The sequence below is a fragment of the Streptomyces sp. NPDC002176 genome, from assembly GCF_044903645.1.
GTDB lineage: Bacteria > Actinomycetota > Actinomycetes > Streptomycetales > Streptomycetaceae > Streptomyces.
Genome location: NZ_JBJDQW010000007.1, coordinates 310,992 through 335,296, shown reverse-complemented (window position 1 = coordinate 335,296; position 24,305 = coordinate 310,992). Strand labels below are relative to the sequence as shown.

At 71.3% G+C, this 24,305-nt stretch carries 23 protein-coding genes; 1 reads left to right on the top strand and 22 read right to left on the bottom strand.

The annotated features are described in order from the left end of the window. Positions 1-15: 15 nt before the first annotated feature. The 9 genes from ACI2LY_RS29590 to pyrR form a co-directional block, all read right to left on the bottom strand. Positions 16-339: an integration host factor gene (locus tag ACI2LY_RS29590; protein WP_030810589.1), complete on the bottom strand. Its 324-nt coding sequence runs from the start codon at positions 337-339 to the stop codon at positions 16-18. Between the two features lie 255 nt (positions 340-594). Beyond that, positions 595-1,434 (bottom strand): orotidine-5'-phosphate decarboxylase, encoded by an 840-nt coding sequence (gene pyrF / locus ACI2LY_RS29585; protein WP_404709788.1) that lies wholly within the window; start codon positions 1,432-1,434, stop codon positions 595-597. Continuing rightward, positions 1,431-2,537: a quinone-dependent dihydroorotate dehydrogenase gene (locus ACI2LY_RS29580; protein ID WP_404709866.1), complete on the bottom strand. Its 1,107-nt coding sequence runs from the start codon at positions 2,535-2,537 to the stop codon at positions 1,431-1,433. Before ACI2LY_RS29580 ends, pyrF begins: the two co-directional genes overlap by 4 nt. Positions 2,538-2,588: 51 nt before the next feature. Next, on the bottom strand, positions 2,589-5,897 hold the full coding sequence (gene carB / locus ACI2LY_RS29575; RefSeq protein ID WP_404709787.1) for a carbamoyl-phosphate synthase large subunit: 3,309 nt from the start codon (positions 5,895-5,897) through the stop codon (positions 2,589-2,591). Beyond that, entirely contained in the window at positions 5,890-7,044 is a 1,155-nt protein-coding gene (gene carA, locus ACI2LY_RS29570; protein ID WP_404709786.1) for a glutamine-hydrolyzing carbamoyl-phosphate synthase small subunit, read from the bottom strand. Before carA ends, carB begins: the two co-directional genes overlap by 8 nt. After that, complete coding sequence (locus tag ACI2LY_RS29565; RefSeq protein WP_404709785.1) at positions 7,041-7,625, bottom strand: hypothetical protein; 585 nt, start codon at positions 7,623-7,625, stop codon at positions 7,041-7,043. Before ACI2LY_RS29565 ends, carA begins: the two co-directional genes overlap by 4 nt. Next, a complete protein-coding gene (locus tag ACI2LY_RS29560) occupies positions 7,622-8,908 on the bottom strand; it encodes a dihydroorotase (protein WP_404709784.1) in 1,287 nt (428 codons plus the stop codon). Before ACI2LY_RS29560 ends, ACI2LY_RS29565 begins: the two co-directional genes overlap by 4 nt. A 5-nt stretch (positions 8,909-8,913) precedes the next feature. Next, positions 8,914-9,906 (bottom strand): aspartate carbamoyltransferase catalytic subunit, encoded by a 993-nt coding sequence (locus ACI2LY_RS29555; protein ID WP_389004628.1) that lies wholly within the window; start codon positions 9,904-9,906, stop codon positions 8,914-8,916. A 91-nt stretch (positions 9,907-9,997) separates the two neighbouring features. After that, entirely contained in the window at positions 9,998-10,570 is a 573-nt protein-coding gene (gene pyrR, locus ACI2LY_RS29550; protein WP_389004629.1) for a bifunctional pyr operon transcriptional regulator/uracil phosphoribosyltransferase PyrR, read from the bottom strand. Positions 10,571-10,822: 252 nt separating this feature from the next. Here pyrR and bldD point away from each other — a divergent pair, with 252 nt between their 5' ends. Then, on the top strand, positions 10,823-11,323 hold the full coding sequence (bldD, locus tag ACI2LY_RS29545) for a transcriptional regulator BldD (protein ID WP_393915427.1): 501 nt from the start codon (positions 10,823-10,825) through the stop codon (positions 11,321-11,323). A gap of 144 nt (positions 11,324-11,467) precedes the next feature. Here bldD and nusB read toward each other — a convergent pair whose 3' ends face one another. The 13 genes from nusB to ACI2LY_RS29480 form a co-directional block, all read right to left on the bottom strand. Continuing rightward, positions 11,468-11,902: a transcription antitermination factor NusB gene (gene nusB, locus ACI2LY_RS29540; RefSeq protein WP_389004631.1), complete on the bottom strand. Its 435-nt coding sequence runs from the start codon at positions 11,900-11,902 to the stop codon at positions 11,468-11,470. 2 nt (positions 11,903-11,904) lie between these two features. Continuing rightward, positions 11,905-12,471 (bottom strand): elongation factor P, encoded by a 567-nt coding sequence (efp, locus tag ACI2LY_RS29535; protein ID WP_389004632.1) that lies wholly within the window; start codon positions 12,469-12,471, stop codon positions 11,905-11,907. Between the two features lie 49 nt (positions 12,472-12,520). Next, positions 12,521-13,627, bottom strand: a complete 1,107-nt coding sequence (locus ACI2LY_RS29530) for an aminopeptidase P family protein (RefSeq protein WP_404709783.1) — start codon at positions 13,625-13,627, stop codon at positions 12,521-12,523. Between the two features lie 70 nt (positions 13,628-13,697). Then, positions 13,698-14,534 (bottom strand): Pro-rich N-terminal domain-containing protein, encoded by an 837-nt coding sequence (locus tag ACI2LY_RS29525; RefSeq protein WP_404709782.1) that lies wholly within the window; start codon positions 14,532-14,534, stop codon positions 13,698-13,700. 165 nt (positions 14,535-14,699) lie between these two features. Further along, complete coding sequence (gene aroB, locus ACI2LY_RS29520; RefSeq protein WP_404709781.1) at positions 14,700-15,791, bottom strand: 3-dehydroquinate synthase; 1,092 nt, start codon at positions 15,789-15,791, stop codon at positions 14,700-14,702. Further along, complete coding sequence (locus ACI2LY_RS29515; RefSeq protein WP_404709780.1) at positions 15,788-16,306, bottom strand: shikimate kinase; 519 nt, start codon at positions 16,304-16,306, stop codon at positions 15,788-15,790. Before ACI2LY_RS29515 ends, aroB begins: the two co-directional genes overlap by 4 nt. Beyond that, entirely contained in the window at positions 16,303-17,487 is a 1,185-nt protein-coding gene (gene aroC / locus ACI2LY_RS29510; protein WP_401633359.1) for a chorismate synthase, read from the bottom strand. The genes ACI2LY_RS29515 and aroC overlap by 4 nt, the downstream gene beginning before the upstream one ends. Positions 17,488-17,653: 166 nt before the next feature. Continuing rightward, entirely contained in the window at positions 17,654-18,475 is an 822-nt protein-coding gene (locus ACI2LY_RS29505) for a shikimate dehydrogenase (protein ID WP_404709779.1), read from the bottom strand. Further along, positions 18,465-20,120 (bottom strand): endolytic transglycosylase MltG, encoded by a 1,656-nt coding sequence (gene mltG / locus ACI2LY_RS29500; protein ID WP_404709778.1) that lies wholly within the window; start codon positions 20,118-20,120, stop codon positions 18,465-18,467. The genes ACI2LY_RS29505 and mltG overlap by 11 nt, the downstream gene beginning before the upstream one ends. A gap of 122 nt (positions 20,121-20,242) precedes the next feature. Next, a complete protein-coding gene (ruvX, locus tag ACI2LY_RS29495) occupies positions 20,243-20,707 on the bottom strand; it encodes a Holliday junction resolvase RuvX (RefSeq protein WP_404709777.1) in 465 nt (154 codons plus the stop codon). 10 nt (positions 20,708-20,717) lie between these two features. Further along, positions 20,718-23,390: an alanine--tRNA ligase gene (alaS, locus tag ACI2LY_RS29490; RefSeq protein WP_404709776.1), complete on the bottom strand. Its 2,673-nt coding sequence runs from the start codon at positions 23,388-23,390 to the stop codon at positions 20,718-20,720. Continuing rightward, positions 23,390-23,737, bottom strand: a complete 348-nt coding sequence (locus tag ACI2LY_RS29485) for a hypothetical protein (protein WP_404709775.1) — start codon at positions 23,735-23,737, stop codon at positions 23,390-23,392. The genes alaS and ACI2LY_RS29485 overlap by 1 nt, the downstream gene beginning before the upstream one ends. Positions 23,738-23,745: 8 nt before the next feature. Further along, positions 23,746-24,189: a DUF948 domain-containing protein gene (locus ACI2LY_RS29480; RefSeq protein ID WP_404709774.1), complete on the bottom strand. Its 444-nt coding sequence runs from the start codon at positions 24,187-24,189 to the stop codon at positions 23,746-23,748. Positions 24,190-24,305 lie beyond the last annotated feature (116 nt).

Genomic DNA, 24,305 nt, shown 5'->3' with positions numbered 1-24,305 from the left:
GGGCAGCGCCCGGACTCAGGAGCCGGTGCTGCCGAACTCACGCTCCAGGGAAGCGATCTGGTTGGAACCGAGGCCGCGGACACGGCGGCTCTCGGAGATGCCCAGACGCTCCATGATCTGCTTGGCGCGGACCTTGCCCACGCCCGGCAGGGACTCCAGCAGGGCCGAGACCTTCATCTTGCCGATGACCTCGTTCTCCTGGCCCTGCTTGATGACCTCGTGCAGCGAGGCGCCGGAGTGCTTGAGTCGATTCTTGACCTCGGCCCGCTCCCGGCGAGCCGCGGCGGCCTTTTCGAGCGCGGCTGCGCGCTGTTCAGGGGTAAGGGGCGGAAGAGCCACGCCTACGTCACCTCGGATGTCGAACTGTCGGATACGGACCGGTGAGGAACCTAGTCGCCCCACACCTGGGGAGCGACGAGCAACACGCTCGCCCGCTCTCACTGCTCGGAGACTAGCGGGCAAGTTCGCCGGAGTCAGCGAGAACAGCGGAAAAGTCCTGGTCAGCCTCCGTGAGGTCGGACTTTTCCGGCATACTGCCCATGATTCGGGGATGTATTCGCCTCTCGGACCCCCGGTCGAGGCCGTCCGCCGTGTTCAGGAGCCCGCGACCGCGGCCCGGATCTCGCCCGCGAAGGCCGCGGTGGCCGCCCGCAGCGCCTCGATGTCGGGACCGTGCCGCAGCACACCCCGGCTGACGTTCGGCACCACGTCGCCCACGGCCCGCCCGAACACCGCCGGGAGGTCGGCCGGGGTCGCGCCCTGCGCGCCGACGCCGGGGGCGAGCAGCGGGCCGTTGATGGCGAGGTCGTAGGAGGACAGGTCGCCCACGGTGGCGCCGACGACCGCGCCGAAGGAGCCCAGCGGCTCGGCACCCGCGTTCTCGGCGGCGAGGTGGCCCAGCACGGTCGCGGCGACCGTACGGCCGTCCGCGCGGACCGCGTGCTGCACCTCGGGGCCCTCCGGGTTGGAGGTCAGCGCGAGCACGAACAGCCCGGTGCCGTTCTCCCGGGCCAGCTCGAACGCCGGGGCGAGCGAGCCGAAGCCGAGGTAGGGCGAGACGGTGAGCGCGTCCGAGAACAGCGGGGCGTCCTTGCGCAGGAACGCCTCCGCGTATCCGGCCATGGTGGAGCCGATGTCGCCGCGCTTGGCGTCCATCACGACCAGGGCGCCCGCCGCGCGGGCCTCGGCCACCGTGCGCTCCAGGACGGCGACACCGCGCGAGCCGAACCGCTCGAAGAACGCGCTCTGCGGCTTGATGACGGCGACCCGGTCGGCGATCGCCTCCACGACGGTGCGGCTGAACCGCTCCAGGCCGCCCACGTCGTCGTTCAGGCCCCAGTCGGCGAGCAGCGAGGCGTGCGGGTCGATGCCGACGCACAGCGGGCCGCGCTCGTCCATGGCGCGGCGCAGCCGGGTGCCGAAGGGCTCGCTCATGCGGAGTTCCTCACGTCGGCGCCGACCGCGTCGGCGAGGGTGGCGTAGGAGCTGGCGGCCAGCCGGGCGGCGAGGCCCTGGTGGACGGCGCGGGTCCAGAAGGGGCCCTCGTAGACGAAGGCGCTGTAGCCCTGGACCAGGGTGGCGCCCGCCAGGATGCGCTGCCAGGCGTCCTCGGCGCTCTCCACGCCGCCGACGCCCACCAGGGTGAGGCGGTCGCCCACGCGCGCGTACAGGCGGCGCAGCACCTCCAGCGAGCGTGCCTTCAGCGGGGCGCCGGACAGGCCGCCCGCTTCCTTCACCAGCGAGGGCGCGGAGCGCAGGCCGAGGCCCTCGCGGGCGATGGTGGTGTTGGTGGCGATGATGCCGTCCAGGCCGAGTTCCACGGCGAGGTCGGCGACGGCGTCCACGTCCTCGTCCGCGAGGTCGGGGGCGATCTTCACCAGGAGCGGGACGCGGCGGTCACCGGTGGCGCGGTCGGCGGCCTCGCGCACGGCGCTCAGCAGCGGGCGCAGCGCCTCGGTGGCCTGGAGGTTCCTGAGGCCCGGGGTGTTCGGGGAGGAGACGTTGACCACGAGGTAGTCGGCGTGCGGGGCGAGCCGCTCGGCGGACTTCACGTAGTCGGCGACGGCGTCCGCCTCGGCGACGGCCTTGGTCTTGCCGATGTTGACGCCGACGACCGTGCGGAACGCCGGGCGCCGGGCGGCGAGCCGGGCGGCGACGGCGAGGGAGCCCTCGTTGTTGAAGCCCATGCGGTTGATCAGGGCGCGGTCGGCGACCAGCCGGAACAGCCGCTTCTGGGGGTTGCCGGGCTGGGCCTCGCCGGTGACGGTGCCGATCTCGACGTGGTCGAAGCCGAGCATGGAGAGCCCGTCGATGCCGACGGCGTTCTTGTCGAAGCCCGCGGCGAGTCCGAAGGGGCCGTGCATGCGCAGGCCGAGGGCCTCGGTGCGCAGTTCCTTGTGGCGGGGGGCGAGCACGGCGGCGGCGAAGGTGCGCAGGACGGGGACGCGGGCGAGCAGCCTGATCCAGCGGAAGGCGAGGTGGTGGGCCTGTTCCGGGTCCATCCGTTTGAAGACGAGGTCGAAGAAGAACTTGTACATGGCTGTCCTCATGAAGAGGGGGACACCGTTTCCGGTGTCCCCCTCGGGTGGCTAGTCGCGGGCGGCGTTCAGGTGTTCCGCGTGTTCCTGCAGCGACCGGACGCCCACGTCCCCGCGGCCGAGGGCGTCGATGCCCTGGACGGCGGCGGCGAGCGCCTGGACGGTGGTCAGGCAGGGCACCGAGCGGGCCACGGCCGCCGTACGGATGTCGTAGCCGTCGAGGCGGCCGCCGGTGCCGTAGGGCGTGTTGACGATGAGGTCGACCTCGCCGTCGTGGATGAGCTGGACGATGGTCCGCTCGCCGTCGGGGCCGGTGCCCTCGGACTGCTTGCGCACGACGGTGGCGTTGATGCCGTTGCGCCTCAGGACCTCGGCGGTGCCGGAGGTGGCCAGCAGCTCGAAGCCGTGGGCGACCAACTCGCGGGCCGGGAAGATCATCGAGCGCTTGTCGCGGTTGGCGACCGAGATGAACGCGCGGCCCTTGGTGGGCAGCGGGCCGTACGCGCCCGCCTGCGACTTGGCGTAGGCCGTGCCGAAGACGGAGTCGATGCCCATGACCTCGCCGGTGGAGCGCATCTCCGGGCCGAGCACGGTGTCCACGCCGCGGCCCTGGATGTCCCGGAAGCGGGACCAGGGCATCACGGCCTCCTTGACGGAGATCGGCGCGTCCAGCGGGAGTTCGCCGCCGTCGCCGGTGGCGGGCAGCAGGCCCTCGGCGCGCAGCTCGGCGACGGTCGCGCCGAGCGAGATGCGGGCGGCGGCCTTGGCGAGCGGGACGGCGGTCGCCTTGGAGGTGAAGGGGACCGTGCGCGACGCGCGCGGGTTGGCCTCCAGGACGTAGAGGATGTCGCCCGACATGGCGAACTGGATGTTGATCAGTCCGCGCACGCCGACGCCCTTGGCGATGGCCTCGGTGGAGGCGCGCAGCCGCTTGATGTCGAAGCCGCCGAGGGTGATCGGGGGCAGGGCGCACGCCGAGTCGCCGGAGTGGATACCGGCCTCCTCGATGTGCTCCATGACGCCGCCGAGGTACAGCTCCTCGCCGTCGTAGAGGGCGTCGACGTCGATCTCGATGGCGTCGTCCAGGAAGCGGTCCACGAGGACCGGCCGGGACGGGCTGATCTCGGTGGACTCCTCGATGTACGCGGAGAGGCGCTCCTCCTCGTACACGATCTCCATGCCGCGTCCGCCGAGGACGTAGGAGGGGCGGACCAGGATCGGGTAGCCGATCTCGTCCGCGATGGCCTTGGCCTCGGCGAAGGTGGTGGCGGTGCCGTGCTTGGGCGCGGGCAGCCCGGCCTCGGCGAGGACGCGGCCGAAGGCGCCGCGGTCCTCGGCGGCGTGGATGGCCTCGGGCGGGGTGCCGACGACCGGCACGCCGTTGTCCTTCAGCGCCTGCGCGAGGCCCAGCGGGGTCTGGCCGCCGAGCTGCACGACCACACCGGCGATCGGGCCCGCGAGGGACTCCGCGTGCACGATCTCCAGCACGTCCTCCAGGGTGAGCGGCTCGAAGTAGAGCCGGTCGGAGGTGTCGTAGTCGGTGGAGACGGTCTCCGGGTTGCAGTTGACCATCACGGTCTCGTACCCGGCGTCGGAGAGCGCGAAGGAGGCGTGGACGCAGGAGTAGTCGAACTCGATGCCCTGGCCGATGCGGTTGGGCCCGGAGCCCAGGATGATCACGGCGGGCTTCTCGCGCGGCGCGACCTCGCTCTCCTCGTCGTAGGAGGAGTAGAAGTACGGCGTCTTCGCGGCGAACTCGGCGGCGCAGGTGTCGACCGTCTTGTAGACCGGGCGGATGCCGAGGACGTGCCGGACCTCGCGGACGACGTCCTCGCGCAGGCCCCGGATCTCGGCGATCTGGAGGTCGGAGAAGCCGTGCCGCTTGGCCTCGGTGAGCAGTTCGGCGGTCAGCTCGGGCGCCTCGGCCAGCTCGTCCGCGGTCTCCTTGATCAGGAAGAGCTGGTCCACGAACCAGGGGTCGATCTTCGTGTAATCGAAGATCTCCTCGGGCGTGGCGCCCGCGCGGATCGCCTGCATGACGGTGTTGATCCGGCCGTCGGTGGGGCGTACCGCCTCTTCGAGGAGGGCGGTCTTGTCGCCGGGGTCACCGATGAAGGTGAACTGGCTGCCCTTCTTCTCCAGCGAGCGCAGCGCCTTCTGGAACGCTTCGGTGAAGTTGCGGCCGATGGCCATGGCCTCGCCGACCGACTTCATGGTGGTGGTCAGCGTGGAGTCGGCCTGCGGGAACTTCTCGAAGGCGAACCGGGGGGCCTTGACGACGACGTAGTCGAGCGTGGGCTCGAAGGAGGACGGGGTCTCCTGGGTGATGTCGTTGGGGATCTCGTCCAGGGTGTAGCCGACGGCCAGCTTGGCGGCGATCTTGGCGATCGGGAAGCCGGTGGCCTTGGAGGCGAGCGCGGAGGACCGGGAGACACGCGGGTTCATCTCGATGACGATGACCCGGCCGTCCTCGGGGTTCACCGCGAACTGGATGTTGCAGCCGCCGGTGTCCACGCCGACCTCGCGGATGATCGCGATGCCGACGTCACGCAGGAGCTGGTACTCGCGGTCGGTGAGCGTCATCGAGGGCGCGACGGTGATGGAGTCGCCGGTGTGCACGCCCATCGGGTCGAAGTTCTCGATGGAGCAGACGACCACGACGTTGTCGTTCTTGTCGCGCATCAGCTCCAGCTCGTACTCCTTCCAGCCGAGGATGGACTCCTCCAGGAGCACCTCGGTGGTCGGGGAGAGCGTGAGGCCCTGGCCGGCGATGCGGCGCAGCTCGTCCTCGTCGTGGGCGAAGCCGGAACCGGCGCCGCCCATGGTGAAGGAGGGGCGGACGACGACGGGGTAGCCGCCGAGCGTGTCGACGCCCGCGAGGACGTCGTCCATGGTGTGGCAGATGACCGAGCGGGCGGACTCGCCGTGGCCGGTCTTCTTGCGGACCTCTTCCACGACGCCCTTGAAGAGGTCGCGGTCCTCGCCCTTGTGGATCGCCTCGGGCTTGGCGCCGATCAGCTCGACGCCGTACTTCTCCAGCACACCGCTGTCGTGCAGCGAGATGGCGGTGTTCAGGGCGGTCTGGCCGCCGAGGGTGGGCAGGAGGGCGTCGGGGCGCTCCTTGGCGATGATCTTCTCGACGAACTCGGGGGTGATCGGCTCGACGTAGGTGGCGTCGGCGATCTCCGGGTCGGTCATGATCGTCGCGGGGTTGGAGTTGACGAGGACCACGCGCAGGCCCTCGGCCTTGAGCACGCGGCACGCCTGGGTGCCGGAGTAGTCGAACTCGGCGGCCTGACCGATGACGATCGGACCGGAGCCGATGACCAGGACGGACTGGATATCGGAGCGCTTAGGCACGCTGGCCCTCCCGGACGGTGCTCATCAAAGACGTGAAGCGGTCGAACAGGTAGGCGGCGTCGTGCGGACCGGCCGCCGCCTCGGGGTGGTACTGCACGGAGAAGGCCGGCTGGTCGAGCAGCTGGAGGCCCTCCACCACGTCGTCGTTCAGGCAGACGTGGGAGACCTCGGCGCGGCCGAACTTCGTGTCGCTGACCTGGTCCAGCGGCGCGTCGACGGCGAAGCCGTGGTTGTGCGCGGTGACCTCCACCTTGCCGGTGGTGCGGTCCTGGACCGGCTGGTTGATGCCGCGGTGGCCGTACTTCAGCTTGTAGGTGCCGAAGCCGAGGGCGCGGCCGAGGATCTGGTTGCCGAAGCAGATGCCGAACAGCGGGGTCCTGCGCTCCAGCACGGCGGTCATCAGGGCCACCGGGCCGTCGGCCGTGGCCGGGTCGCCGGGGCCGTTGGAGAAGAACACGCCGTCGGGCTCCACGGCGTAGACGTCCTCGGCCGTGGCGGTCGCCGGGAGCACGTGCACCTCTATGCCGCGCTCGGCCATCCGCTGCGGGGTCATGCCCTTGATGCCGAGGTCGATCGCGGCGACGGTGAACTTCTTCTCGCCGACCGCGGGGACGACGTACGCCTCCTTGGTGGCGACCTCCTCGTAGAGGCTCGCGCCCTTCATGTGCGGCTGGGCCTGGACCCGCTCCACCAGTTCGGCGTCGGGGGCCAGCGTCTCGCCGGAGAAGATCCCGGCGCGCATGGAGCCGCGCTCGCGCAGGTGGCGGGTGAGGGCGCGGGTGTCGATGCCGCTGATGCCGACGACGCCCTGGGCGGTCAGCTCGTCGTCCAGGGAGCGCCGGGAGCGCCAGTTGGACGGCACGCGCGCGGGGTCGCGCACGACGTAGCCGGAGACCCAGATGCGGCCCGACTCGTCGTCCTCGTCGTTCCAGCCGGTGTTGCCGATCTGGGGGGCGGTGGCGACGACGATCTGGCGGTCGTAGGAGGGGTCGGTCAGGGTCTCCTGGTAGCCGGTCATGCCGGTGGAGAACACGGCCTCGCCGAAGGTCTCCCCCACGGCCCCATAGGCGCGGCCGCGGAAGGTGCGGCCGTCCTCCAGGACGAGTACGGCGGGAGTCCTGGCGGCTCCCCTGGTGGAGGTCGTCATCGTGCGCCTTCCGTGTGGTTGGTCATCTGGTTCAGGGTCTCGACCCAGGTGGTGTGTTCGGCGGCGTGGTCGGAGCGGAAGCCGGAGTCGATCAGCTTCTCGCCGTGCGCCCAGGTCACCACGAGCAGTCCGCCCTCGGTGAGGACCTTGCCCGCGATGCCCTTGTCGAGCCGGGCGCCGCGCAGGGCGTCGGCGGGGATGAAGAAGTCGGTGGCGCCGGGGCGCTCGACGGCCAGCCCCGCTTCGGTGAGGGTCAGCTCGGCCCGGCTGCGGGAGCCCAGGCCGTGGGCCACGATCCGGTCCAGCCACTGCCCGGCGGTGGTGGAGCCGTGGTAGCGGCCGCTCATGGTCAGTTTCTCGGGGCCGAGGGTGTCCGGCACCTCGGGGAGTTCGGGCAGGTCGCTCTGGAGGGTGCCGCGCCACTTCCAGCCCTCGCGCATCAGCCAGTAGACGAGGGCGACGAAGAGGGCCAGTCCGACGAGCCAGCCCAGGCGGGCGGCCCAGTCGGTCACCGCGGCCGACTTCTTGTCGTCCGCCAGTGTCGTGGCGAGCGATGCGGCGAGCTGAGTTGCAGGTGTCACGTGAGCTTCCCGTCCATGAGCGTGGCCTTGCCCCGCAGCCAGGTGTGGGTGACACGGCCCGGCAGCTCGCGGCCCTCGTACGGGGTGTTGCGGCTGCGCGAGGCGAAGCGCGCGGGGTCCACCTGTCCACGGTAGGCCGTGTCCACGAGGGTGAGGTTGGCGGGCTCGCCCGCGGCGACGGGGCGGCCGTGGCCGGTGGCATCGCCGATCCGGGCCGGGGTGAAGGACATCCGGTCGGCGACCGCGGCCCAGTCCAGCAGGCCGGTCTCCACCATGGTCTCCTGCACCACGGACAGCGCGGTCTCCAGGCCGACCATGCCCATGGCGGCCGCGGCCCACTCGCAGTCCTTGTCCTCGTGCGGGTGCGGGGCGTGGTCGGTGGCGACGATGTCGATCGTGCCGTCGGCCAGCGCCTCGCGCAGGGCGCGGACATCGCGCTCGGTGCGCAGCGGCGGGTTGACCTTGTAGGCCGGGTTGTAGGTGCGCACCATCTCCTCGGTCAGGAGCAGGTGGTGCGGGCACACCTCGGCGGTGACCTGGATGCCGCGCGACTTGGCCCAGCGGATGATCTCCACCGAGCCTGCCGTGGACAGGTGGCAGATGTGCAGCCGGGAGCCGACGTGCTCGGCGAGCAGCACGTCCCGCGCGATGATCGACTCCTCGGCGACGGCGGGCCAGCCGCCGAGGCCCAGCTCGGCGGAGACGACACCCTCGTTCATCTGGGCGCCCTCGGTGAGCCGGGGCTCCTGGGCGTGCTGGGCGACGACCCCGCCGAACGCCTTCACGTACTCCAGGGCGCGGCGCATGATGACCGCGTCGTCCACGCACTTGCCGTCGTCGGAGAAGACGCTGACCTCGGCGGCCGAGTCGTGCATGGCGCCCAGCTCGGCGAGCTTCTTGCCCTCCAGGCCCACGGTGACGGCGCCGATGGGGCGTACGTCGCAGTAGCCGGACTCCTTGCCGAGCCGCCAGACCTGCTCGACCACGCCCGCGGTGTCGGCGACGGGGAAGGTGTTGGCCATGGCGAAGACGGCGGTGAAGCCGCCGGAGGCGGCGGCGCGGGTGCCGGTGAGCACGGTCTCGGAGTCCTCGCGGCCCGGCTCGCGCAGATGGGTGTGCAGGTCGACCAGGCCCGGCAGCAGCACCTTGCCGTCGGCCTCGATCACCTCCGCGCCCTCGGCGCTCAGCCCGGTGCCGACCGCCGCGATCAGCTCGCCGTCGATCAGCACGTCCTGCGGCTCGCCCCCGAGCACCTTCGCACCACGGATCAGGATCTTGCTCATGGGTCTTACTTCTCCTCGGTACGAAGGTGGGCGGTGGCGGGCTGGGTGGTGGCGGGCTCGTTGCCGCCGAGCAGCAGGTAGAGGACGGCCATGCGGATGGAGACGCCGTTGGCGACCTGCTCCACGACCGTGCAGCGGTCGGAGTCGGCGACCTCGGCGGTGATCTCCATGCCCCGGACCATCGGGCCGGGGTGCATGACGATGGCGTGCTCCGGCAGCCGGGCCATGCGGTCCCCGTCGAGGCCGTAGCGGCGGGAGTACTCGCGCTCGGTGGGGAAGAACGCGGCGTTCATCCGCTCGCGCTGGACGCGGAGCATCATCACCGCGTCGGACTTGGGCAGCGTCGAGTCGAGGTCGTAGGAGACCTCGCAGGGCCAGGTCTCCACGCCCACGGGGAGCAGGGTGGGCGGGGCGACCAGGGTGACGTCGGCGCCGAGGGTGTGCAGCAGGTCCACATTGGAGCGGGCGACCCGGCTGTGCAGGACGTCGCCGACGAGGGTGACGCGCTTGCCCGCGAGGTCCTGGCCGAGCCCGGCGTCGGGGCCGATCAGGCGGCGGCGCATGGTGAAGGCGTCCAGCAGGGCCTGGGTGGGGTGCTGGTGGGTGCCGTCGCCCGCGTTGATGACCGGGGCGTCGATCCAGCCGGAGTTGGCGAGGCGGTAGGGGGCGCCGGAGGCGCTGTGCCGGATGACGACGGCGTCCACGCCCATCGCCTCCAGGGTCTGGGCGGTGTCCTTCAGGGACTCGCCCTTGGAGACGCTGGAGCCCTTGGCCGCGAAGTTGATGACGTCGGCGGAGAGGCGCTTCTCGGCGGCCTCGAAGGAGATCCGGGTGCGGGTCGAGTCCTCGAAGAAGAGGTTGCAGACCGTGCGGCCGCGCAGGGTCGGCAGTTTCTTGATCGGCCGGTCCGCGACCCTGGCCATCTCCTCGGCGGTGTCGAGGATCAGGACGGCGTCGTCGCGGGTGAGGTCGGCGGCCGAGATGAGATGACGCTGCATCTGTCAGGCTCCGTAAGGCAGTTAATACGGGAGGTTTCGGGCGGACCGGGGTGCGTCGGGGCACGCCGAAGCGGCCGGACGCCCGGAAGCGCTACTGGTCGGCAGCCTTGGCACCGAGCAGCACGGTGTCGCGACCGTCCTCCTCGGCGAGCTGGACCTTGACCGTCTCCCGCAGCGACGTGGGGAGGTTCTTGCCGACGTAGTCGGCGCGGATCGGCAGTTCCCGGTGTCCGCGGTCGACGAGGACGGCGAGCTGGACCGCGCGGGGGCGCCCGATGTCGTTCAGGGCGTCGAGGGCGGCCCGGATGGTGCGGCCGGAGAAGAGCACGTCGTCCACGAGCACCACCAGGCGGCCGTCCACGCCGTCACCGGGGATCTCGGTGCGGGCGAGGGCGCGCGGGGGGTGCATGCGCAGGTCGTCGCGGTACATGGTGATGTCGAGCGAGCCGACCGGGATCTTGCGGTCGGTGACCTGCTCCAGCTTGACGGCGAGCCGCTGGGCGAGGAAGACGCCTCGCGTGGGGATGCCGAGGAGCACCACGTCGTCGGCGCCCTTGGCGCGTTCGACGATCTCGTGGGCGATGCGGGTCAGGACGCGGGCGATGTCGGGGCCCTCGAGCACGGGCCGGGCATCGGACGTCAGGGGATTGGCGTGCGAGTCCATACGAAACGGACCTCCTTCTCCGCCTCACGGGACGGACTTTAAAGGACGTCGGATTTGCGCCAACCACCCTAGCAGGTCGCCAGGAGGGCCCGTTCACCCGCTTGGCGCAACCGGCGGCCACTACCACGGAAGAGTCGGTGTGGACCATTCGGCTTGACGCAGGAGAATCACGCTGCGTAACCTCACAGTGAGTTACCAGCCGCGCGGTGGGAACACCTGCCGACCGCGTCTACACAGTGTCCGGGGAGCTATATGTCCAGCGAATACGCCAAACAGCTCGGGGCCAAGCTCCGGGCCATCCGCACCCAGCAGGGCCTTTCCCTCCACGGCGTCGAGGAGAAGTCCCAGGGGCGCTGGAAGGCCGTGGTGGTCGGTTCCTACGAGCGCGGCGACCGTGCCGTGACCGTGCAGCGCCTGGCCGAGCTGGCCGATTTCTACGGCGTTCCGGTGCAGGAGCTGCTGCCGGGCACCACGCCGGGCGGGGCCGCCGAGCCGCCGCCGAAGCTCGTCCTGGACCTGGAGCGGCTCTCCACGGTGCCGGCCGAGAAGGCGGGCCCCCTCCAGCGGTACGCGGCGACGATCCAGTCCCAGCGCGGTGACTACAACGGCAAGGTGCTGTCGATCCGCCAGGACGACCTGCGCACCCTCGCCGTCATCTACGACCAGTCCCCCTCGGTCCTCACCGAGCAGCTGATCAGCTGGGGCGTCCTGGACGCGGACGCGCGCCGCGCGGTGGCCCACGAGGACAACTAGCCGTCGGGCTCAGCAGCAGAAACGTGCCGCCGGGGTGGCAGGGGGAACTCTCCCTGCCACCCCGGCGGCTTCTGTGTGCCTCACAGGACGCCCAAGGGCCCGCAGCAGGCGTGCTGCGGGCCCTTGGGCGTCTTGTCGTACCGGTTACGCCTCGTCCCGGCGCAGGCTGGGCTTGAGCTCCTTGAAGCGGCCCAGGAGGCCATTCACGAAGGCGGGCGACTCGTCCGTCGAGAACTCCTTGGCGAGCTGCACCATCTCGTCGAGGACGACCGCGTCCGGGGTCTCGTCCTCCCAGATCAGCTCGTACGCGCCGAGGCGCAGCAGGTTGCGGTCGACGACCGGCATCCGGTCGAGCGTCCACCCCACCGCGTACTGGGCGATCAGGTCGTCGATACGGCGGGCGCGCTCGGCGTACCCCTCGACGAGCTGCATCGTGTACTCGCTGACGGGCGGCTGCCGGGTGTCGCTCCGGGAGAGCCGGACCCAGTCGGCGAGGACCGTGATGACGTCGGTGCCGCGCTGGTCACCCTCGAAGAGGATCTGGAAGGCGCGCTTGCGGGCCGTATTGCGGGCGGCCACGGTTAGCTGTTCACCCGGCCGAGGTAGTCGCTCGTGCGAGTGTCGACCTTGATCTTCTCGCCGGTCGTGATGAAGAGCGGGACCTGGATCTGGTGGCCGGTCTCCAGCGTGGCGGGCTTGGTGCCACCGGTGGAACGGTCGCCCTGGACGCCCGGCTCGGTCTCCTGGATGACCAGCTCGACGGCGGCCGGCAGCTCCACGAAGAGCACCTCGCCCTCGTGCTGGGCGACGACGGCGGTGAAGCCCTCGATCAGGAAGTTCGCGGCGTCGCCGACGGCCTTCGGGTCGATGTGCAGCTGGTCGTACGTCTCCATGTCCATGAAGACGAAGTACTCGCCGTCCTTGTACGAGAACTGCATGTCGCGCTTGTCGACAGTGGCCGTCTCGACCTTGACACCGGCGTTGAAGGTCTTGTCGACCACCTTGCCGGAGAGGACGTTCTTGAGCTTGGTGCGCACGAAGGCCGGGCCCTTACCGGGCTTGACGTGCTGGAACTCGACGACGGACCACAGCTGGCCCCCGTCGAGCTTGAGCACCATGCCGTTCTTGAGGTCGTTCGTGGAAGCCACGGTTGCGGAATCTCCTGGACTGACGTACGACCCCGGCGCTCGCGCCTGGCTACAGGGCGAGCAGTTCCTTGGTCGTGATGGTGAGTAGCTCGGGTCCGCCGTCCGCCTCGGGGCGGACGACGAGCGTGTCATCGATCCGGACTCCGCCCCGGCCCGGAAGGTGGACCCCCGGCTCGACGGTGACCGGCACGCAAGCGTCAAGTTTACCCATGGCCGCGGGGGCGAGCTGCGGGTCCTCGTCTATTTCGAGTCCGACACCGTGTCCGGTGACCGGCTGGAGGGCGGCACCGTATCCGGCGGAGTCCAGCACCTGGCGCGCGGCGCGGTCCACGTCACGGCAGGCGGCGCCGGGCACGAGGGCCTCGCGACCGGCCCGTTGGGCGGCGAAGACCAGGTCGTACAGCTCGATCTGCCAGTCGGCGGGCGAGGTGCCGATGACGAAGGTCCGGCCGATCTCACAGCGGTAGCCGCGGTAGGCGGCACCGAGGCAGACGGAGAGGAAGTCGCCCTCCTCCACCCGGCGGTCGGTGGGACGGTGGCCGCAGCGGCCGGAGTTGGGGCCGGTGGCGACCGAGGTCGGGAAGGCGGGGCCCTCGGCGCCGTGGTCGACCAGGCGGCGCTCCAGCTCCAGCGCGAGATGCCGCTCGGTCCGGCCGACCAGGATGGACTCCAGCAGCTCGCCGAGGGCCTGGTCGGCGATCTCGGCACCGATGCGCAGACAGGAGATCTCCTCCTCGTCCTTGACCAGCCTCAGCTGCTCCACGGCCGTCCCCAGCCCGGCGAGACGCAGTCCGGGCGCGACCGCGTCGAGGGCGCGGTAGCGGGCCACGGTGAGGTGGTGCTCCTCCACCGCGAGGGCGTCGCTGCCCTGGCTCCCGGCGAGGTCGGCGGCCGCCACGGCCGGATCGCGGCCGGGGCTGGACAGCACATGCAGGACCAGGGACTCGTCCGGGCGCCCGTCCACCGGCCGGTCCTCCGGCGGGACGGGGCACACCAGCTGGTCCTGATGCCTGCCGAGCAGCAGGACGGCGCCCTGGGGCGCGGCTCCCGCCAGGTAGCGCACATTGGCGGGGCGGGAGATGAGCGCTGCCGCGGTACCGGCCGCGTTGCAGCGTTCCCTCAGCCGGGATCGACGGGTCGCGTACACCTCTGACATGAGACGAGCGTAGAAGTTATGCCCGGTTTCTGCCGGTTGGCGGGGGCCGAGTGGGGTGCGGCCGGTGTCCCTACCAGCTCGGCGGGCTGGCGATCGCGCGGGCCAGCACCTCGTCCAGCACCCGTGCGGTGCCGGGGACGTCCAGCTGGGAGTTGTCGATGATGGGCAGCCCGGAGCCGTACCAGCCGGCCATGCGGCCGTGGATACGGGCCACCTCCTCGTCGGTGAGGCGGCGGTTTCCGGACCGCTCGGCGTTGCGCTCCAGGACGATGTCCAGGCCCGGCAACAGGACCACCGGGAGCAGACCGGGGCCGACATGGCGCTTCCAGCCGCCGAGCCCCACGACCGGGCGGTCCGGGAAGACGGCGTCGTCGAGGATGCAGGAGATCCCGTTGGCCAGGAAGTTGCGGGCGGCGAAGCCGCAGGTGCGGCGGGCCAGGCGGTACTGGGCCTCGGAGTGGTCGTTCCACCCGGTCTGCGGGTCGGCGAAGCCGGAGCGGACCCACTCGCGGACGTCGTCCAGGCTGATGTGGGCGGTGGCGGCCCGGCGGTGGTCGGCCCAGTACTTGGCCACGCTGGTCTTGCCCGCGCCCGCCGGGCCGATCAGCAGCACGGCGAGCGTGGTGGCCGACGGGTCGGGGGCGGTCGCCGCGGGGACACCGACGGGACCGCCGGGCGGCAGCGACACATGCCCGGAGACATCGGGCGCGGACGGCGGGACCAGGGGGTGCTGCGGGGCCGGAGCCTGCGCGGGCGGGGTGGGCGGCGCCGGTGGTACGGGGACCGCGCCGGAGAACCCCGGTGGCGGGACGCTCGGACCCTGTGGCGACCCCGCGGCCCAGTTGGCGTGCGGCCCGTGCCCCGGCTGGTGGGGCGGCGGCAGCGGAGATCCCACTGCGTGCTGCATCCGTTGCCACTCCATCTCGTACACACACTCGGCGCCGGAAGGCGGGTACGGAGCCCGCACCCTACCGAACGGTACCGCCCCCGGCCGTCGATTGGTGAAACGGCCGGGGGCGGTGCGAAGTGCCCGCTCCGGGTGGGGAATCGGGCACACCGGGCGGTACGGGACCTACTGGCCGACCTCGCCGTAGGCGGCGAGGAGGACGGCCGGGTCGGGGCCCTCCAGCACAGTGGGCCGGGCGAGGCCGTCCAGGACGATGAAGCGCAGCATGTCGCCGCGGGACTTCTTGTCGACCTTCATCGCCTCCACCAGCTTGGGCCACTGGTCGTAGCGGTAGTGCAGGGGCAGGCCGACGGATTCTAGGATCGCGCGGTGCCGGTCGGCCGTGGCGTCGTCCAACCGGCCCGCCAGGCGGCCGAGTTCGGCGGCGAAGTGCATGCCGACGGCGACGGCCGCGCCGTGCCGCCACTTGTACCGCTCGTTCTTCTCGATGGCGTGGCCGAGGGTGTGGCCGTAGTTGAGGATCTCCCGGCGGCCGGACTCCTTGAGGTCGGAGGAGACAACGTCCGCCTTGACCCGGATCGAGCGCTCGATCAGCTCGGCGGTGTGCGGTCCTGCCGGGGTGCGGGCGGCCTCGGGGTCGGACTCGATTCTGTCGAGGATCACCGGGTCGGCGATGAAACCGGCCTTGATGACCTCCGCGAGCCCGGAGACGTAGTCGTGCACCGGCAGGGAGTCCAGCGCGGCCAGGTCGCACAGGACCCCGGCCGGGGGGTGGAAGGCGCCCACGAGGTTCTTGCCCTCGGCGGTGTTGATGCCGGTCTTGCCGCCGACCGCCGCGTCCACCATGGCCAGCACGGTGGTCGGGACGGCGATCCAGCGCACCCCGCGCAGCCAGGTGGCGGCGACGAACCCGGCGAGGTCGGTGCTGGCGCCGCCGCCGACACCCACGACCACATCGGTGCGGGTGAAGCCGGACTGGCCGAGCGCCTTCCAGCAGTAGGCGGCGACCTCGGCGGTCTTCGCCTCCTCGGCGTTCGGCACCTGGATGGCGACCGCCTCGTACCCCTGCTCGGCCAGGTCGGCGCGGAGCGCGTCACCTGTCTCGGCGAGCGCCTCGGGGTGGATGACGGCGACCCGCTTGGCCTTCGGGCCGATCAGCGCGCCCAGCTCGCCCAGCAACTGGCGGCCCACCAGGACCTCGTACGGGTCGGTGCCCGCCGTCCCGGCGATCTGGATGCGGGTGACTGCCTCGCTCATGCTTCCTTCAACTCCAGTGCGTCCAGGACGGCTCGGGCGACGTCCTCGGGACCGCGGCCGTCGGTCGTCACGACGACGGTGGCGACCTCCTCGTACAGATGGCGGCGGGCCTCCATCAGCGTGCGCCACTGCTGGCGCGGGTTGACCGCGAGCAGCGGCCGGGCGGCGTTCAGCCCGGTGCGGCGCACGGCCTCCTCGACGTCCATCGAGAGGTAGACCACCCGGTGCGCCGTCAGCAGCGCCCGGGTGTCCGCGTCCAGGACGGCGCCGCCGCCCAGCGCGAGCACACCCGCGTGCCCGGCGACCGCCTCGGCCACCGCGCGCTTCTCCAGCGCGCGGAACGCGTCCTCGCCGTCGTCCACGAAGATCTCGGCGATCGCGCGGCCCTCGGCGGCCACGATGTCGTCGTCGGTGTCCCGGAACGCGGCGCCCAGCCGGTCGGCCAGCAGCCGCCCCACGGTGGACTTGCCCACGCCCATCGGCCCCACCAGGACCACCACGGGCACGGCGCTCATCCGATCGCCAGGTTCTCGAGGTAGGAGCGGACGTTGCGGCGGGTCTCGGCGACGCTGTCGCCGCCGAACTTCTCCGCGACCGCGTCCGCGAGGACCAGGGCCACCATCGCCTCGGCCACGATGCCCGCGGCCGGGACGGCGCACACGTCGGAGCGCTGGTGGTGGGCCTGCGCGGCCTCGCCGGTGGCGACGTCGACCGTGGCCAGCGCGCGCGGCACGGTGGCGATCGGCTTCATGGCCGCGCGCACCCGCAGCAGCTCACCGGTGGTCAGGCCGCCCTCGGTGCCGCCGGAGCGGCCGGTGGCGCGCTTGATGCCCTCGGGGGTGGTGAGGATCTCGTCGTGCGCCTTCGAGCCGGGCACGCGGGCCAGCTCGAAGCCGTCGCCGACCTCGACGCCCTTGATGGCCTGGATGCCCATGAGGGCGGCCGCGAGCCGGGCGTCCAGCCTGCGGTCCCAGTGCACGTGCGAGCCGAGGCCGACCGGGACGCCGTACGCCAGCACCTCGACCACGCCGCCGAGGGTGTCGCCGTCCTTGTGGGCCTGGTCGATCTCCGCGACCATCGCCTTCGACGCGTCCGCGTCCAGGCAGCGCACCGGGTCCTCGTCGAGCCGCTCGACGTCCGCCGGGGTGGGGTACACGCCGTACGGCGCCTTCGCGGCGGCCAGCTCCACGACGTGGCTGACGATCTCGATCCCGGTGGTCTCCTTCAGGTACGACCGCGCCACCGCGCCGAGCGCGACCCGTGCCGCCGTCTCCCGCGCGGAGGCCCGCTCCAGGATCGGCCGGGCCTCGTCGAAGCCGTACTTCTGCATACCGGCGAGGTCCGCGTGGCCGGGGCGCGGGCGGGTCAGCGGGGCGTTGCGCGCGAGGCCGGCCAGCACCTCCTCGTCCACCGGGTCGGCCGACATGACCTGCTCCCACTTCGGCCACTCGGTGTTGCCCACCATGACCGCGACCGGGGAGCCCATCGTGAGCCCGTGCCGCACACCGCCGAGGAACGTGACCTCGTCACGCTCGAACTTCATCCGCGCGCCACGCCCATAGCCGAGCCGCCGCCGCGCGAGATGGTCCGCCACCATCTCCGTGGTGATCGGCACGCCGGCGGGAAGTCCCTCCAGCGTCGCGACGAGTGCGGGACCGTGGGACTCCCCCGCGGTCAGCCAACGCAGCCTGCTCAACGGTGCTCCTCAGTATTCGCGCCCACCACTGCCCCGCGCACGCGTCCTGGCGCCCGCGGCGGCGGCCCGGCCGGGTGCGCGATCCCGGCCCGCCACCTCCGATCCTCCCATGCCGTACCCGGTATCCGGGCCTCGGTCCGGATACCGGGACCCGGGCGGTGGGCGGTCAGCGGGCGGCGAGGGCCCGTTCGCCCGCGTGCCGCATGGCCTCCAGCGGGGCGGGGGCGCGGCCGGTCATCCGCTCCACCTGGAGCACGGCCTGGTGGACGAGCAGGTCGAGGCCGCCGACCACGGCACCGCCGAACATGGACCAGCGGGCGGCCAGCTCGGTGGGCCAGGGGTCGTACAGCACGTCGAAGAGGGTGGCCGGGCGCTCGGGTACGGCGGTGGCGAGGGCGTCCGCGGTCCCGGCGGGCGTGGTGGCGATCACCAGGGGCGCCCGCAGGGCCTCGGCCGCGTCCGCCCAGTCGGCGGTACGGACCCGCACGTCAAGCCGTTCGCCCCACTCCCGCATCTCGGCGGCGCGGGCGGCGCTGCGGACGTACACCACGACCTCACCGGCGCAGACGCGGGACAGCGCGGCGAGCGCGGAGGAGGCGGTGGCACCGGCGCCGAGGATCGCGGCGGACTCCACCTCCTCGATGCCGTGCTCGCGCAGGGCGGCCACCATGCCGGGGATGTCGGTGTTGTCGCCGACCTTGCGCCCGTCCTCGGTGAACACGACCGTGTTGACCGCGTCGACGGAGGCGGCCGTCTCACCGACCTCGTCCAGCAGCGGCATGACCGCCCGCTTCAGCGGCATGGTCAGCGACAGCCCCGCCCACTCGGGTCCCAGCCCCTCGAGGAACCCGGGCAGCCCGGCCTCGTCGACCTCGAACCGGTCGTACGACCAGTCGTGCAGGCCGAGTTCGGCGTAGGCGGCCCGGTGCAGCACCGGGGAGAGCGAGTGCGCGATGGGCTTGCCGAGCACGGCGGCCCTAGTTGGCATTGAACTTGTCCTTGAGCGCCTCGAACTCCGCGTAGGTCTTGGCGAACTCGGTTTTGTTCATGCCGTCCGTCGCCACGAAGTACATCCAGCCCTCCTGCGTCGGGGACAGCGCTGCGTTGAGCGCCTCGTCGCCCGGGTTCCCGATCGGGCCGGGCGGCAGACCCTTGTTGGTGTACGTGTTGTACGGGTTCCGGTCGCCGTTGATCTCCTTCTCGGAGATGTGGATGTTGCTGGCGCCCTTGAGGTAGTTGTACGTCGAGTCGAACTGGAGGAGGCGGTTCGTCTCGGTGTTGTCCGGCTTGAGGCGGTTGTAGATGACCTCGGCCATCTTGCGGAAGTCGTCGTGCGTCTTGCCCTCCGCCTGGACCAGGCTCGCGGCGGTCAGGAGCTGCCAGGGCGATTCGAGCCCGACGTCGGACGCCTTCTTGTCCAGGCCCAGGGCTGTGTACTTTTCGTTGGCCCGGCCGACCATCGCCTTCAGGACGTCCTTGGGCTTCTGGTCCTTGCCGACCGGGTAGCTGGACGGGAAGAGGAAGCCCTCCAGCGGGTCCTTGAGGCCGGGGTGGTTGAGCGCCCAGGAGGGCAGGCCGAGGGACTTGTACTCCTTCGCGGCCACCTTCTGGGTGGTGCCGTTCGCCAGCTTCAGCCGCTTGTCGATCAGCGCGTAGACGGCCGCGTTGCGGGAGCCCTCGGCGATGATCAGGTTGTTGCGGCTCTTGGGGCTGAGCATCAGTTCCACCGCGCTGGCGGCGGACATGTGCTTCTGGAGGGCGTAGACGCCGTCCTGGAGAGACTTGCCCTTGGGGTTGGCGAGCTGGGCCGAGACGAAGGCGTCGACGCTCTCGACGACGCCGGCCTCCTTCAGTTTGCGGCCGATGTCGGCGCCGACCGCGCCCTTCGGAATCTCGACCGTCACCGCTTCGCCGTTGCCGCTGCCCGCGTAGTCCGGGGCGGGGGCGAAACGATTTTTGTAGAACTGGTAGCCGAAGTACGCGACACCGCCGAGGCCGCCGCCGAAGACCACGACGACCACCATCAGGGCGCAACCGGTGCGCCCCTTCTTGCTCTTGACGGGCTTGCGGCCCTTGCCGCGCCGCTCGGTGCGCGCCTCGCGGCCGTCGGCCTCGGGGTCGCCGTCGTCGTCACCGGCGGGCAGGGGGTGCTCGTCGGGGGCCGTCTGGGGGTCCCAGCCGCCCTCGTGGTCCGGCTCGGGGTGCTGCCGGTGGCCGGGGGGCTGCGGCGGCGGGTAGGCGTCCTCGGTGACGTAGTGGTCGGGCTGCTCGGCGCCGTAGGCCGCGGGGTGCTGCCCGTAGGGGTCGCCCGGATCGGCCGCGTAGGGCACATGGCCGTGCGTACCCGTGGCGTCCCAGCCGCCCTGGTGCTGCTGGGGGTGCGGGTGCTGCCCGGTCTGCTGGGGATCGAAGTGCTGGCCGTGACCGTCGTACTGCGGGTACTGCTGGCCGCCGTAGCCCTGCTGGTCCTGGGACCAGCCGTCGTACTGCTGGTGCTGCGGATGCTGCGGCTGGCCGCCGTACGGGTGCTCCTGGCCCGGGTGGGCCTGCTGCGCTCCCCATCCGCCGTCCCCGTACAACGGGTCCTCCGGATGCCACGGTTCGGTGCCTGGGCCCCGGCCATACTCAGTCATCGATCCCCTAGAGCCGCGAGGTCGAAGGTCGTCCGGCTCCAGGACCGGCTTCCGTTCCGCCTCTTGCTGTGCGGCGGCTGTTCGAACACCGCCGCATCGCGCGGAACGTTACCGCACCGCGATCAGATGACCACTTCGACGCCCTCACCGGGTGGTGCACCTGACACCCGTTCGGATTCCAGGGCCTGCTGCAGGATGACGACCGCCGCCGCCTGGTCGATGACGGAGCGCCCCTTCTTGGACTTCACGCCCGAGGCGCGCAGTCCCTGGCTGGCCGTCACCGTGGTCATCCGCTCGTCCACCAGCCTGACCGGCACCGGCTTGATGCCCCGTGCCAGCTCCTGGGTGAACGCGCGCACCTTGACCGCCGCCGGGCCCTCGCCCCCCTTGAGGGAGCGAGGGAGGCCGACGACGACCTCGATCGGCTCGTACTCCTCGACCAGCTGCCGCAGTCGGCGGTGCGCGGCCGGGATGTCACGTCCGGGAACCGTCTCCACCGGGGTGGCGAGGATACCGTCGGGGTCGCACGAGGCGACCCCGATCCGGGCGTCCCCGACGTCGATGGCGAGTCGGCGTCCTCTGCGCATGGTGTCCGGCCTACTTCGCGGTGTCGGCGACGAGGCGCTCGACGGCGTCGGCGGCCTCGCCGACGGCGGCCGGGTTCTGGCCGCCGCCCTGGGCGACGTCCGGCTTGCCGCCACCGCCGCCGCCGAGGGTCTTGGCGGCGGTACGGACCAGCTCACCGGCCTTCAGACCGCGCTCGCGGGCCGCCTCGTTGGTGGCGATGACGGTGAGCGGCTTGCCGTTGTTCACCGTGAACAGGGCGACCACGGCGGCCCGGCCGCCCTGGATGCGCCCGCGCACGTCCAGGACCAGCTTGCGCAGGTCGTCCGGGGCGGTGCCGTCCGGGACCTGACCGGTGACCAGGGCCACGCCGCGCACGTCCTTGGCGGACTCGGCGAGACCGGCGGCGGCCTGGAGCACCTTCTCCGCGCGGAACTTCTCGATCTCCTTCTCGGCGTCCTTCAGCTTGCCGAGCATCGCGGAGACCTTCTCCGGCAGCTCCTCCGAGCGTCCCTTGATCAGCTCGCTGAGCTGGTTGACGACCGTGTGCTCCCGGGCGAGGAAGTTGTAGGCGTCCATGCCGACCAGCGCCTCGATCCGGCGTACGCCGGAGCCGATGGAGGACTCGCCGAGCAGCTTCACCAGGCCCAGCTGGGCGGTGTTGTGGACGTGCGTGCCGCCGCACAGCTCCTTGGAGAAGTCGCCGATGGTGACGACGCGGACCCGCTCGCCGTACTTCTCGCCGAACTCGGCGATGGCGCCCTGCTTCTTGGCCTCGTCGATGCCCATGACCTCGGCGTGCACGTCCAGGTCGTGGGAGAGCACCTCGTTGATCTTCTGCTCGACGTCGGTCATCACGGCCGTGGGAACGGCGGACGGGGAGCCGAAGTCGAAGCGGAAGCGGCCGGGCTGGTTCTCCGAACCGGCCTGGGCGGCCGTCGGGCCGAGGGCGTCGCGCAGCGCCTGGTGGGTGAGGTGGGTGGCCGAGTGGGCGCGAGCGATGGCCTTGCGGCGGCGGGCGTCGATGGACGCCTGGGCCTTGGCACCGACCGTGACCTCGCCGACATGGACGACGCCCTTGTGGACGTAGACGCCCGGCACCGGCTTCTGGGTGTCGCGGATCTCGATGACGGCGCCGGTGTCGACCTTGATGCGGCCGGTGTCACCGATCTGGCCGCCGCCCTCGGCGTAGAACGGGGTGCGGTCGAGGACGATCTCGACCTCGTCGCCCTCGGTGGCGGCCGGGGAGGAGACACCGTCGACGAGGATGCCGACGATGGTGGTCTCGCTCTGGGTGTCGCTGTAGCCGACGAAGTCGGTGGCGCCGGAGGCGTCCGCGATCTCCCGGTAGGCGCCGAGGTCGGCGTGGCCGGTCTTCTTGGCGCGGGCGTCGGCCTTGGCGCGCTCCCGCTGCTCCTTCATCAGGCGGCGGAAACCGGCCTCGTCCACGGCGAGGCCCTGCTCGGCGGCCATCTCCAGGGTGAGGTCGATCGGGAAGCCCCAGGTGTCGTGGAGCAGGAACGCCTTGTCGCCGGAGAGGACGCTGCCGCCGGACTGCCGGGTCTCGGTGACGGCGGTGTCGAGGATGTTGGTGCCGGCCTTGAGCGTCTTGAGGAAGGCGTTCTCCTCGGCGACGGCGACCTTCTCGATGCGCTCGCGGTCGGTGATCAGCTCGGGGTACTGCTGGCCCATCATGGCGATCACGACGTCGATCAGGTCCTTGACGACCGGACCGGTGGCGCCCAGCAGGCGCATGTTGCGGATGGCGCGGCGCATGATGCGGCGCAGCACATAGCCGCGGCCCTCGTTGCCGGGGGTGACGCCGTCGCCGATCAGCATGACGGCGGTGCGCATGTGGTCGGTGACCACGCGCAGCGAGACGTCGGACGCCTGGGCGTCGCCGTAGGCCACGCCGGTCAGCTCGGTGGCCTTCTCGATGACGGCCATGGAGGTGTCGATCTCGTACATGTTCCGCACGCCCTGCAGAATCATGGCGAGGCGCTCCAGGCCGAGGCCCGTGTCGATGTTCTGGCTCGGCAGGTCCCCGAGGATCTCGAAGTCGTCCTTGCCGATGCCCTCGCCCCGCTCGTACTGCATGAAGACGAGGTTCCAGATCTCGACGTACCGCTCGTCGTTGACGGCGGGGCCGCCCTCGACGCCGAACTCGGGGCCGCGGTCGTAGTTGATCTCGGAGCAGGGGCCGCAGGGGCCGGGGACGCCCATGGACCAGTAGTTGTCCTTCATGCCCAGGCGCTGGATGCGCTCCTTGGGCACGCCCACGACGTCGTGCCAGATGCGCTCGGCCTCGTCGTCGTCCTTGTAGACGGTGATCCACAGGCGCTCGGGGTCGAGGCCGTAACCGCCCTTGTCCTGGGGGCTGGTGAGCAGCTCCCAGGCGAACTTGATGGCGCCTTCCTTGAAGTAGTCGCCGAAGGAGAAGTTGCCGCACATCTGGAAGAAGGTGCCGTGGCGGGTGGTCTTGCCGACCTCTTCGATGTCGGGGGTGCGCACGCACTTCTGCACGCTGGTGGCGCGCGCGAAGGGGGGCTTGACCTCACCCAGGAAGTAGGGCTTGAAGGGCACCATGCCGGCCGGGACGAGGAGCAGAGTCGGGTCGTCCGCGATGAGCGACGCCGAAGGGACGACGGTGTGCCCGCGCTCCTCGAAGAAGCTCAGCCAGCGGCGGCGAATCTCGGCCGACTCCATCAGTGGTCCTCATTCCGGTTGTACGAGTACGTCGTGTTCTCGATGTACTTCACTGTGCTGCTGTTGTTCTCGATGGCGGTGATCCGCCGGGGCTCCGGCAGGGCGGGGCTCTCGTGGATGCCGAGCGCCTCCTGAAGCTCCTCTTCCCGCTGGACCATGTTGTCGCGGACGTCGAGCGCGAAGCCGACCGCCGCGTCCTTGAGCCGGTGGCCGGTCTCCAGTGCCTTGTTGGCCGCGGAGACGGCGAGGCTCTCGGGAGTCAGCTGCTTCAGCTTGCGGTTGACCTTGGTGGTGGCCCACACACCGGCGGCGACGCCCGTGCTGAACCAGAACGTACGGCGGAACATCGCGGTTCTCAGTCCTTCTTTCGCTTGCCCCGCCGTGCGGTCGGGACCGTCCGGCCCACGATCACCGTGCGGCGCGGCGTCTTCGCGGGCTTGGCCTCGTCGCGGCCGCCGAGCGCGCGGCGGACGCCGTAGCCGAAGGCGGCCACCTTGACCAGGGGGCCGCCGAAGGTGGAGGCGACGGTGGAGGAGAGCGCGGAGGCGTTCGACGTCACCTCCTGCACGTCGGAGGCGATGGCGTCGACCCGCTCGATCTGGGTCTGCGCCGAGCGCACCGCCGTGGACGCGTCGGCCAGCAGCGGGACGGCCTGGTCGGTCACGTCCGCCACGAGCTTGGTGGTCGCCTTGAGCGTCTGGGCCAGCCTCGCCAGCGCTACGGCGAGGAAGGAGACCAGGATCGCCCAGAAGACGGCCACCAGGAGACCGGCAACCTCTCCACCGGACACTGTGCGCACCAGCTCCCTGAAACGTGCTTGAGCATCGAAAAAGTCGTGCACCGAGCCTATCGCGCCGCGGGCGGGACTCCGTACCCGATTACCCGGCTGCCCGGAGGCGGCCGGTTTCCGGGAAC

Bases quoted from the DNA above. Each gene is read 5' to 3' on its own strand.
- pyrF (WP_404709788.1), bottom strand. From the start codon at position 1,434: ATGAGCGAGCCCTTCGGCACCCGGCTGCGCCGCGCCATGGACGAGCGC.
- ACI2LY_RS29580 (WP_404709866.1), bottom strand. From the start codon at position 2,537: ATGTACAAGTTCTTCTTCGACCTCGTCTTCAAACGGATGGACCCGGAA.
- carA (WP_404709786.1), bottom strand. From the start codon at position 7,044: ATGACGACCTCCACCAGGGGAGCCGCCAGGACTCCCGCCGTACTCGTC.
- ACI2LY_RS29560 (WP_404709784.1), bottom strand. From the start codon at position 8,908: ATGAGCAAGATCCTGATCCGTGGTGCGAAGGTGCTCGGGGGCGAGCCG.
- ACI2LY_RS29555 (WP_389004628.1), bottom strand. From the start codon at position 9,906: ATGCAGCGTCATCTCATCTCGGCCGCCGACCTCACCCGCGACGACGCC.
- pyrR (WP_389004629.1), bottom strand. From the start codon at position 10,570: ATGGACTCGCACGCCAATCCCCTGACGTCCGATGCCCGGCCCGTGCTC.
- bldD (WP_393915427.1), top strand. From the start codon at position 10,823: ATGTCCAGCGAATACGCCAAACAGCTCGGGGCCAAGCTCCGGGCCATC.
- ACI2LY_RS29530 (WP_404709783.1), bottom strand. From the start codon at position 13,627: ATGTCAGAGGTGTACGCGACCCGTCGATCCCGGCTGAGGGAACGCTGC.
- ACI2LY_RS29525 (WP_404709782.1), bottom strand. From the start codon at position 14,534: ATGCAGCACGCAGTGGGATCTCCGCTGCCGCCGCCCCACCAGCCGGGG.
- aroB (WP_404709781.1), bottom strand. From the start codon at position 15,791: ATGAGCGAGGCAGTCACCCGCATCCAGATCGCCGGGACGGCGGGCACC.
- ACI2LY_RS29515 (WP_404709780.1), bottom strand. From the start codon at position 16,306: ATGAGCGCCGTGCCCGTGGTGGTCCTGGTGGGGCCGATGGGCGTGGGC.
- ACI2LY_RS29505 (WP_404709779.1), bottom strand. From the start codon at position 18,475: ATGCCAACTAGGGCCGCCGTGCTCGGCAAGCCCATCGCGCACTCGCTC.
- mltG (WP_404709778.1), bottom strand. From the start codon at position 20,120: ATGACTGAGTATGGCCGGGGCCCAGGCACCGAACCGTGGCATCCGGAG.
- ruvX (WP_404709777.1), bottom strand. From the start codon at position 20,707: ATGCGCAGAGGACGCCGACTCGCCATCGACGTCGGGGACGCCCGGATC.
- alaS (WP_404709776.1), bottom strand. From the start codon at position 23,390: ATGGAGTCGGCCGAGATTCGCCGCCGCTGGCTGAGCTTCTTCGAGGAG.
- ACI2LY_RS29485 (WP_404709775.1), bottom strand. From the start codon at position 23,737: ATGTTCCGCCGTACGTTCTGGTTCAGCACGGGCGTCGCCGCCGGTGTG.